Below are 10,617 nucleotides of genomic sequence, written 5' to 3' on the forward strand. Positions count from 1 at the left end.
GGGTGGTGCTCCTGTGCAGAGGGGGTGCGGAGGAAGGGGGGCCTCAGGCGGCCGGGGCGCGGGCGGGCACCCGCCGGGCGAGCGCCCAGTACGTGAGCCCGGCGACGACCGAGCCGAGCAGGGTGAGGTCGGCGCCGCCGAGCGGGGCCACGAGTGGACCGGTCCACAGCTCGGAGTCGCAGGTCAGGGCGGCGAAGGCCATGCCGGCGAGCAGGGCGGTCATGCCGGCCGGGTGATAGCCGGAGCGGTACCAGTAGGCGCCTTCGCTCCCGGCGTGCAGGGCGTCGGAGTCGTAGCGGCAGCGGCGCATCAGCATGTCGGCGAGGAAGACCCCGCCCCACGGGGCGAACACGATGATCAGGAGGGAGAGGAACGAGAGCAGCGAGGTGGTGAAGTCGGTCAGGAAGAGCGCGGCGAGCGATCCGACGGCTGTCACGCCGGCGCTGATCACGATGGCGCGGGCCCGGCTCCACGGGATGCCGAGGACCTGGAGGTTCAGGCTGGAGGAGTAGAGCGTGATGATCGAGTTGGTGACGGAGCCGCCCAGGACCAGGGCCAGGAACAGCGGCTGGAACCAGCCCGGCAGCAGGCTCTCGGCTCCGGCGACCGCGTCGGTCATGTCCGTCTGGGTGGCGGCGGCGACGCCCCCGATCCCGAGGGCCACGGAGGAGACGAACCCGCCCAGCGCGCCCATCCACGTGATCGACTTAAGCGAGGTGGTGCGGGGCAGGTAGCGGGTGTAGTCCGCGGGCATGGGCAGGTACGAGAACGGCCCCGCGAGCATCACCACGAAGGCCAGGCTCCAGCCGGACAGGCCGGGGGCCGCGACGACCGTGGTCTGGGCGCCGGGCAGGATGAAGACGAGCAGGGCGCCGAAGCCGATGGCCAGGATGTACGCCATCCAGCGCTCGGCGAACTGGACTGTGGCGTGGCCCCACATGGCGACGGCGAAGGTGAGCGCGAGGGTGATGCCGAGGGCGAGGGCCCTTGTCAAGGTGCCGCTGCCCAGGCCGATTTCGTCGAAGAAGACCTCCAGCGCCAGGGTGCCGACGACGGTGTTGACGATGGTGTAGCCGATGCTCACCACCCAGTTGAGGACACCGGCCGGCCAGTTGCCGCGTACGCCGAAGGCCGCGCGGGAGATGACCAGGGTTGCGGTTCCGGTCCGGATGCCGCTGAGCCCGGCGGCGCTGATCGCGAAGAAGGAGAGTCCGCTGAGCACGACCACGGCGGTGGCCTGCCAGAAGGAGAGGCCGAAGGCCACGGCGAGCGCGCCGTTGATCACGTAGGTGAAGGTGAGGTTGGAGCCGAACCAGAGCCAGAAGAGGTCCTTGGCCCCACCGTGGCGCTCGGCGTCGGGGATGGGGTCGATGCCGTGCGTCTCGACTCTGAAGACCTCGTCGACGTCGGCCGTCGTCTCCTGCTGCGTCATGTGTGCGTCCCTGACCTTCGACCCGGTGAACCGCCGCGCCCGACATTGAATGGCGTTCTAGGTTCTTGAATGGCATTCAAGATGCGCTCCCGACCAGGGCCCCGTCAAGACCCTGTCCGGGATAAGGTCGGCCCACGAAGATGGGGAAGGCGGCACGGGGTGTCGGGAGCAGCGGGCGGGGCGGGCGCGGCACGGCGGCGCGACGGGCAGATCGCCCAGGAGCGGATGCTGGAAGAGGCCATGACGGCCATCGCCGAGGACGGGCTGGCCACGCTCACCATGTCCGCGCTCGCCGAACGGCTCGGCACCAGCGGCGGCCACATCCTGTACTACTTCGGCAGCAAGGACCGGCTGCTGCTGGCCGCCCTGCGCTGGAGCGAGCAGCAGCTGGCCACGGAACGGGCGGAGCTGCTGAGCCGCCGGGTCACCGCCCACCGCAAGCTCGCGCTCTTCGTGGAGCTGTACCTGCCGCGCGGCCCCCGGGACCCCCGCTGGACGCTCTGGATCGAGCTGTGGGCCCGTACCGCGTCGAACGAGGCGCTGCGCGCCGCGCAGCAGGAGATCGACGACGGCTGGCAGGGCGACCTGGAGGCACTGCTCGCCAAGGGCGTGGACCAGGGGCGCTTCGCCGCCGGCCTGGACGTCCCCGCCCGCGCCTCGGAGCTGCTCGCCCTGCTCGACGGGCTGAGCACCCGCGTGGTGCTCGGGCAGCGCGACGCCGACCGGACCACGTCCCTGGAGCGCGCCCGCACGGCGGCGGCCCTGCTGATCCCGCACACGTAGGCGGGAAACCGGGCGCCCCCGGGGCGCCACCCGATCACCGGATCACTTGGCCTCCATCAACTCCTCGGCCGGGGTCGAGCTGCAGCCGACGAGCAGCACCCCGGCAGCGAGGGTCGCGGTGGCGACGTTGAGTAAGCGGACGCGCAAACGCATGGGACCCCGGCCCCCTTGTTCGGATCCCGCCGATGCTGCCAGGAACCACCTGGCCGGGGGGCCAACGCCGGAGCTGCCGGCCGCAGCCACCCGCCCGGACATGTGGAGAGCCCGCCCGGGTCTTGGCGTCCCGGGCGGGCCCTTCCGCTCCTCAGCGGAGGTTCTCGGTAGGAAGAAGGGCTACTTCTTCTTGGCGGCGGCCTTCTTGGCGGGGGCGCCCTCGGCGTTGCCGTAGTACGCCTGGCGCATGAGCTGCTTCAGGTCGTCGATCATCGGCATCCGCGGGTTGGCGGGGGCGCACTGGTCGGCGTAGGCGTTCATGGCCTGGGTCGGCAGCGCCTCGATGAAGGCCTGCTCGTCCACGCCCTCCTCGGCGAAGGAGGAGGTGATCCCGCACTTACTGCGGAGCTCCTCGACGGCCTTGGCGTAGGACTCGACGCCCTCGGCGGCGGTGGCGGCCGGCAGGCCCAGCATCTTCGCGATCTCCTGGAAGCGCTCCGGCGCCCGGTAGACCTCGGCCTTCGGCCACGGGGTGGCCTTGTGGGTGACCGTGCCGTTGTGGCGGATCACGTGCGGCAGGAGCAGTGCGTTGGTGCGGCCGTGGGCGACGTGGAAGGTGTTGCCCAGGGTGTGCGCCATGGCATGGACCATGCCCAGGAAGGCGTTGGCGAAGGCCATGCCCGCCACCGTGGAGGCGTTGTGCATCTTCTCGCGGGCCTCGGGGTCGTTCGGGCCGTCGACCACGCAGCGCTGCAGGTTTTCGAAGATGAGCTTGATCGCCTGGAGGCACAGGCCGTCGGTGTAGTCGTTCGAGTACGCGGAGACGTAGGCCTCGGTGGCGTGCGTCAGGGCGTCGAAGCCGGAGTCGGCGGTCACCTTGGGCGGGAGGCCCATCGGCAGCATCGGGTCGACGATGGCGACGTTCGGGGTCAGCGCGTAGTCGGCGAGCGGGTACTTCTGGGCCGCGGCCGGGTCGGAGATGACGGCGAACGGGGTGACCTCGGAGCCGGTGCCGGAGGTGGTCGGGATGGCGACCATCCTGGCCTTCTCGCCGAGCGAGGGGAACTTGTAGGCGCGCTTGCGGACGTCGAAGAACTTCTCCTTCGTGTCGGCGAACTCCACCTCCGGGCGCTCGTACATCAGCCACATGATCTTCGCGGCGTCCATCGGCGATCCGCCACCGAGGCCGATGATCGTGTCGGGCTTGAAGTCGCGCATCATCGCGGCGCCGGCCTGGACGGTGGTGAGCTCCGGGTTGGGCTCGACGTTGTCGATGATCTGGATCGACACGGCGCCCTCGCGGGCCTGGAGGATGTCCACGACCTTCTGCACGAAGCCGATGGAGACCATCGTCTTGTCGGTGACGATCGAGACGCGGCTGATGCCCTCCATCTCACCGAGGTAGCGGATGGAGTTGCGCTCGAAGTAGATCTTCTGCGGGACCTTGAACCACTGCATGTTGGTGTTGCGCCGTCCGATCCGCTTGACGTTGATCAGGTTGACGGCGGTGACGTTGTTCGACACCGAGTTGTGTCCGTACGAGCCGCAGCCGAGCGTGAGCGAGGGGAGGAAGGCGTTGTAGACGTCGCCGATCCCACCGAAGGTGGAGGGCGAGTTGGCGATGACTCGGATCGCCTTGACCTTCTTGCCGAACTCCTCGACGAGCTCCTCGTCCTCGGCATGGATGGCGGCGCTGTGGCCCAGGCCGTGGAACTCGACCATCGCGGCGGCCAGTTCGAGGCCGTGCTCGGTGTCGGAGGCCTTCAGGGCGGCGAGGACCGGGGAGAGCTTCTCGCGGGTCAGCGGCTCGTTCTCGCCGACCTCGTTGCACTCCGCGAGGAGGATGGAGGCCTCGGCGGGGACGGCGAAGCCGGCCTGCTCGGCGATCCACTGCGGGGACTTGCCGACGACCGCCGGGTTCAGCTTGGCGCCGGAGGCGTCGGCCGCGTAGGCGGTGGTTCCGAAGACGAACTGCTCCAGCTTGGTCTTCTCGGCGGCGGTGACCACGTGGGCGCCGAGCCGCTTGAACTCGGCGAGGCCCTTCTCGTAGATCTCGGCGTCGAGGATGACGGCCTGCTCGGAGGCGCAGATCATGCCGTTGTCGAAGGCCTTGGAGAGCACGATGTCGTGGATCGCGCGGCCGAGCTTGGCGCTCTTGTGGACGTACGCCGGGACATTGCCCGCGCCGACGCCCAGGGCCGGCTTGCCGCACGAGTAGGCGGCCTTGACCATGGCGTTTCCGCCGGTCGCGAGGATGGTGGAGACGCCCGGGTGGTTCATGAGGGCGCCGGTGGCCTCCATGGAGGGGGCGGTGACCCACTGGACGCAGTTCTCGGGGGCGCCCGCGGCGACGGCGGCGTCGCGGATGATGCGGGCGGCCTCGGCCGAGCAGTTCTGCGCGGAGGGGTGGAAGGCGAAGATGATGGGATTGCGGGTCTTCAGGGCGATCAGCGCCTTGAAGAGCGTGGTGGAGGTCGGGTTGGTGACCGGGGTCATCGCGCAGACGACGCCTACGGGCTCGGCTATCTCCGTGATGCCGTTCAACTCGTCACGGCGGATGACGCCGGCCGTCTTCAGCCCGCGCATCGAGTTCACGACGTGCTCGCAGGCGAAGAGGTTCTTGACGGCCTTGTCCTCGAACAGACCGCGGCCGGTCTCCTCGACGGCGAGCTGGGCGAGCTCGCCGTGCTGGCTCAGCGCGGCCAGCGAGGCCTTCTTGACGATGTGGTCGACCTGCTCCTGGTTGAACGACGAGAACTGGTCGAGAGCCTTGAGCGCCCCCTGGACCAGTCCATCCACCATCTCGTTCGCCTGCATGGCAGGAACTCCTTCATTTCGACTCAACCCGAACCGCTTTCCTGATGACTCAATTCGACACCCAAAAGCGGAAGCCGTGCCGCCGAAAAAGCCCTTTCCCGCCGGGCCGAAGGGCCGTTCACGCCCGTTCACCACCCGCCGATCGCCCGTCTGACCTGTGCGAATACCTCGGGACCTAAGACCCCTGCGTGCTTGTGAAAACTTTCACAAGAATTTCTGACGAAGTGCGCCCTACCGCGCTCCTCCCCCAGCGAGCACAATCACCGTGACGAGTCGCGTCGACCGTGAGGGAGGGAGCGCGTGCGCAGTCAGGTGCGCGTCGCGGACGGACGGAATCTGACGGTCGAGCGCTGGGGCGACCCGGACGGCAAACCCGTTTTCCTGCTCCACGGAATGCCCGGCAGCAGACTGGGCCCCGCTCCCCGGGGCATGGTCCTCTACCAGCGCCGGATGCAGCTCATCGCCTACGACCGGCCGGGCTACGGGGGCTCCGACCGCCATCCGGGCCGCACCGTCGCCGACGTTGCCGCCGAGGTGGCCGCGATCGCCGACTCCCTGGGCCTGGACGCCTTCGCCGTGGCCGGCCGCTCCGGCGGCGGCCCCGGAGCGCTGGCCTGCGCCGCCCTGCTCCCCGACCGGGTCACCCGGACCGCCGCGCTGGTCTCCCTGGCCCCCCGGGACGCGGAGAACCTGGACTGGTTCGAGGGCATGTCCCCCTCCAACGTCCGGGAGCACTCCACGGCCGGCCGGGACCCCGAGGAGCTCGCCGCCCGGCTGATCCCGCGCGCCGCCGGGATCGCCGAGGACCCCGGCCGGCTCCTGGACGAGCTGCGCCGCGAGCTCACCGAGAGCGACCGCATGATCGTCGCGGACGCGGGGTTACGGGCCATGCTGCTGCGCAATTACCGCGAGGGGGTCCGCACCTCCGCCTACGGCTGGATCGACGACGCCATCGCCTTCAGCGGCCCCTGGGGCTTCGACCCGGCGGACATCCGCTGCCCGGTGCTGATCTGGCACGGCGAACTCGACGTGTTCTCGCCCGTGGGCCACTCCCGCTGGCTGGCCAGCCGGATCCCGGGCGCCACCACGAACATCGACCCGGCCGCCGCGCACTTCGCGGCCCTGCGCGCCCTGCCCGACATACTGACGTGGCTGCTCAGAGAGGTGCCCGCACCTCCCGTCAACGAGCAGCAGCCGGCCTAAGAGGGGCCCGGGAAGCGGCCCGGAAGGCCGCCGGGCGGGAAATCGATCTTGCATTCAATTGACGTCCTCCCCTCCCTAAAGGGAGGAGATTCCTACGACTCGCGCCGTGGGGCTTTCTGCTTCGTCGCCGACTGCCCGCCCGGAGAACTCCGTTGAGGTCTTACACCAGCTCCACAGACTGTCACGGCCAGCCCGGCCGCCAGAAGGTTCTTCGCCGCGTTCACGTCCCTGTCGTGGGTCGTGCCGCAGTCGCACGTCCACGTGCGGACGTGCAGGGGCATCTTCGATGCGATGGTTCCGCAGGTGGAGCACAGCTTAGACGAGGGGAACCACCGGTCGACGGCGACCACGTCCCGCCCGTACCAGGCGGCCTTGTACTCCAGCATGCTCCTGAAGTCGGCCCATGCCGCGTCGCTGATGGCGCGGGCCAGGCTCTGGTTCTTGACCATGTTGCGGACGGTGAGGTCCTCGATCACGAGCGTTTGGTTTTCGCGCACGAGTCGGGTGGTCAGCTTGTGCAGGTGGTCGCGGCGCCGGTCGGTGATCCGGGCGTAGACCTTGGCTGCCGTGCGCCGGGCCTTGGCCCGGTTGGCGCCGTCGCCCTTGGCCTTCTTCGCCAGACGGCGCTGGGCCAGGGCGAGGCGGGCACGGTCCTTGCGTTCGTGCCTCGGGTTGGCGATCTTCTCCCCAGTGGAGAGGGTCAGCAGGTGGGTCAGGCCCACGTCGATGCCGACCGCCGTCGTGGTGGCGGGCAGCGGCACGACGGTGGAGTCTTCGCACAGCATCGAGACGAACCAGCGGCCGGCCGCGTCCTGCGACACGGTCACGGTGGACGGGCTGACGCCCTCGGGCAAAGCCCGGGACCACACGATGTCCAGCGGTTCGGACATCTTGGCCAGAGTCAGACCGCCGTCCCGGTAGCGGAACGCACTGGTCGTGTACTCGACACTGCGGCGGGACTTCTTCCGCGACTTGAACCGCGGGTACTTCGCCCGCTTCCCGAAGAAGTTCGTGAACGCCACCTGCAAGTGCCGCAGCGTCTGCTGCAACGGAACCGAGGACACCTCGGACAAGTAGGCCAGCTCCTCGGTCTTCTTCCACACGGTCAGCAGCGCCGAGGTCTGGTTGTAGTTGACCCGCTCACCCCGTGCCCACGCCTCGGTACGGGCCGCGAGCGCCATGTTGTAGACCTTCCGCACGCATCCGAAGGTGCGCGACAGCTCGGCGGCCTGCGCATCCGTCGGATAGAAGCGGTACTTGAACGCCCGCTTCGCGTGAGTCACGGTCATGGCTCACAAACTAGCCTCACAACAGGTGAAGATCAAACCTGCCGGTCAGAGCGCTACGGTCCACCCAGAGGGCGAATCGCAGCCCATTGCCCCGCTCCGCAGGTGCTTCGTTTCCTCCCCCACCTAAAGGTGGGGGTATCCACGAAGGAGTCAGGATGAACGGCCGGGGCGGAACCCCATTGAATTCGGTCACATATGCCACGGGCACGTGACCGTTCGTCACAATCGTTCGATCGAGAGGGCAGTTTGCAGAAACCGCCGGACCGGTTTAGCGAGCCGATGGGCGGTCAGCCAGGTAAAGTCCGCGCCAGGCACTGGCTCCTCGCCGATGTCAACCCTTCCCATTCCCCATGACCTCCCCGAGGACGGCGTCATGAACACCTCCGCAACCCCCCCGACCAGCACCGTCACGGCACGCCGCGTCCCGCTCGACCGGATCGACGTCCGCGGTGCGCGCGCGTCCGCGACCCTGGGCCGCGTGCTTCCGACGGAATCCGGTCGAAAGGTTCAGACGCCCATCTTCAACTCTGCACTCTGACCCCGAAGTCACCGCTCTAGACTGGCGGAATGACCGGCCTGATCGCTTTTCGCGAGATCGTCCTTAAAGTTCACAGCAGATGTGATCTTGCTTGTGATCATTGCTATGTCTACGAACATGCAGATCAGAGCTGGCGTGACCGGCCGAAAGTGATCTCCCCCGAGGCCGTTGCACAGACTGCGTCGCGGCTCGCCGAACATGCGAGGACACACGCACTCCCCTCCGTCACGGTCATCCTTCACGGAGGGGAACCGCTTCTCGCGGGCCCCGCCCGCCTCCGGCTCGTGTGCGAGGAATTCACCCGCGCCCTCGACGGCGTCGCCGCCCTCGACCTGCGCATCCACACCAACGGCCTCCAGCTCAGCACCCGTTACCTGGACCTCTTCGCGGAATACGGCGTCAGCGTCAGCGTCTCCCTCGACGGCGACCGCGCGGCCAACGACCGTCACCGCCGCTTCGCCGACGGACGCACCAGCCACCCCCTGGTCCTGGCCGCAGTGGACCTCCTGCGCACCGAGCCCTACCGCCACCTCTACCAGGGCCTGCTCTGCACCGTCGACGTGGCCAACGATCCCGTCGCCGTGCTCGACGCCCTCGTCGAACTGGCCCCGCCGCGCGTGGACTTCCTCCTTCCGCACGCCACCTGGCAGACGCCCCCGGTCCGCCCGGACGAGGCCCCCGACACCTACGCGCGCTGGCTGCTGCGGGTCTTCGACCACTGGGACCACCGCGGACGCCCGGTCCCGGTACGGCTCTTCGACTCGCTGTTCTCCACGCTGGCCGGCGGCCCCAGCCTCACCGAGGCCCTCGGCCTCGCACCCACCGATCTCGTGGTGGTGGAGACCGACGGGAGCCTGGAGCAGGTGGATTCCCTGAAGAGCGCCTTCGAGGGGGCCGCCGCCACCGGGTTCAACGTCTTCGATCACCCCTTTGACCTGGTCGCGGCCCATCCCGGGGTCCGAGCCCGGCAGCTGGGCCTGGCCGGTGTCAGCGATGCGTGCCGCCGGTGCCCCGTCGTACGTTCGTGCGGAGGCGGGCTCTACACGCACCGCTACAAGGCGGATCCGGCCGATGCCCCGGGCACCGGGGCCCCCGGGAACTTCGACAACCCCTCCGTCTACTGCACCGATCTGCGCGAGCTCGTCGACGGCGTGGAGGGGCGTACGAGTGCCGGCGCGAGCGCGCCGGAACTGTCCGACCCGGCCGAGCTGGCCGCCTCCCAGGAGCAGCTCACCCGGGACCTGCTAGCCCTCTTGAACGACCGCCGAACGGGTGATTGCGACTGGGAGCGCGCCTGGCGGGTGCTGGGCGCCGTGGAGCGTGCCGGACAGGGGGGCGCGGACGCGCTGGACGCCGTACTGGCCCACCCCTTCACCCGGACCTGGGTCATGGCCTGCCTCGACCCCGGGCTCGAGGGCCGCACCGACGCCTCCGAGGCGGCCCGCCGGCTGACCGCGCTGGCCGCCGCCGCCGTCCTGCGCGGCGGGCTCGACCTGCCCGCCGAGGTCCTCTACCGGGACGGCGAGGTGTACCTCCCGACGCTCGGCCTGCTGCGCCTGGGCGAGCCCGGCACCGACGGGCGGGCCACCCTGCACGCCGCCGACGGCGGGTACGCCGTCCGCGAGGAGGGCCGCCCCGGGCACCGCTTCGGGCCCGCGGCGGGTGACGCGCGCTGGCAGCCCGTACGCACCTGGTCGCCGGGGCCGCACGGGGCCCCGGTCGCGCTGGAGGACCTGGATCCCCACCGCAACTGCTTCGCCCGCCCGCCCAGGCTGCGGCTCGGCGCCGGGGAGGCCCAGGAATGGCGCGATCGCCTCGACGCGGCGTGGGCGCTGCTGCACTCCTCGGTGCCCGAGTTCGCGCGGGCGGCCGGCAGCGGGCTGACCACGCTGACCCCGCTCGCGGGCGGCCCCCGGGCCCGCGGCTGGGGCGAGGCCGGGCGCCACGGTCCGGGCGCGCTCGGAGTGCCGTACGCGGCGGGGGTGGCGGAGACCGCGCTCGCGCTGCTGACCGGGCGGCGGCGGGCCGGGCTCCAGGCACTGACCGAGGTGGCCGACCTGTACGCGCTGGACGGGGAGTGGCAGCACCCCTCGCCGTGGCGGGAGCGCCCGGTCCCGGTGTCCCGGCTGCTGGCCGACGTACACGAGCGGGTGGCCGTGGAGGCCTACCAGCGGGCGACCGCCGCCGCGGAGCCGGGCGGGCTGGACCGGATCAACCGGGCGCTGGACCGGCTGTCGGGGGCGGCGGAGCTGACGAGCACCGGGAAGCGGCTGGTGGAGCAGCTGCGCTGGGCACTGAAGGCGGTCGACGCGTGACAGGGCGCGCGGACCCCGGGGCAGCCCGCCCCGGCCCCGCCGGCCCCCTCGGCTCCCCCGACCCCGGCCCCGACCCCGGCCCCGACT

Annotated in this window: 7 protein-coding genes; 4 read left to right on the forward strand and 3 right to left on the reverse strand. The window is 70.2% G+C overall.

The genetic code is table 11. The features are described from left to right. Positions 1-43: 43 nt before the first annotated feature. Positions 44-1,432 carry a purine-cytosine permease family protein gene (locus OTB20_RS03380; protein WP_267815045.1) on the reverse strand — a complete coding sequence of 463 codons (1,389 nt, stop codon included), beginning with the start codon at positions 1,430-1,432 and terminating at the stop codon, positions 44-46. 225 nt (positions 1,433-1,657) lie between these two features. On the opposite strand from OTB20_RS03380, the gene OTB20_RS03385 reads away from it, so the two are divergent. Beyond that, positions 1,658-2,215, forward strand: a complete 558-nt coding sequence (locus tag OTB20_RS03385) for a TetR/AcrR family transcriptional regulator (protein ID WP_267815108.1) — start codon at positions 1,658-1,660, stop codon at positions 2,213-2,215. Positions 2,216-2,548: 333 nt separating this feature from the next. Here OTB20_RS03385 and adhE read toward each other — a convergent pair whose 3' ends face one another. Continuing rightward, entirely contained in the window at positions 2,549-5,185 is a 2,637-nt protein-coding gene (gene adhE, locus OTB20_RS03390) for a bifunctional acetaldehyde-CoA/alcohol dehydrogenase (protein WP_267815046.1), read from the reverse strand. Positions 5,186-5,485: 300 nt separating this feature from the next. Between adhE and OTB20_RS03395 the strand changes: the two genes are divergently transcribed. Further along, on the forward strand, positions 5,486-6,388 hold the full coding sequence (locus OTB20_RS03395) for an alpha/beta fold hydrolase (protein ID WP_267815048.1): 903 nt from the start codon (positions 5,486-5,488) through the stop codon (positions 6,386-6,388). Between the two features lie 92 nt (positions 6,389-6,480). On the opposite strand, the gene OTB20_RS03400 is transcribed toward OTB20_RS03395, so the two are convergent. Beyond that, positions 6,481-7,677, reverse strand: coding sequence for an RNA-guided endonuclease InsQ/TnpB family protein (locus tag OTB20_RS03400; RefSeq protein WP_267815049.1), 1,197 nt, complete (start codon positions 7,675-7,677; stop codon positions 6,481-6,483). A gap of 373 nt (positions 7,678-8,050) precedes the next feature. Here OTB20_RS03400 and fxsA point away from each other — a divergent pair, with 373 nt between their 5' ends. Further along, on the forward strand, positions 8,051-8,215 hold the full coding sequence (gene fxsA / locus OTB20_RS42690) for an FxSxx-COOH cyclophane-containing RiPP peptide (protein ID WP_420716311.1): 165 nt from the start codon (positions 8,051-8,053) through the stop codon (positions 8,213-8,215). Positions 8,216-8,244: 29 nt separating this feature from the next. Then, positions 8,245-10,530, forward strand: coding sequence for a radical SAM/SPASM protein FxsBH, inactivated beta-hydroxylase extension form (fxsBH, locus tag OTB20_RS03405; RefSeq protein WP_267815051.1), 2,286 nt, complete (start codon positions 8,245-8,247; stop codon positions 10,528-10,530). Positions 10,531-10,617 lie beyond the last annotated feature (87 nt).

Source organism: Streptomyces sp. H27-H1 (assembly GCF_026627445.1).
Taxonomy (GTDB): domain Bacteria; phylum Actinomycetota; class Actinomycetes; order Streptomycetales; family Streptomycetaceae; genus Streptomyces.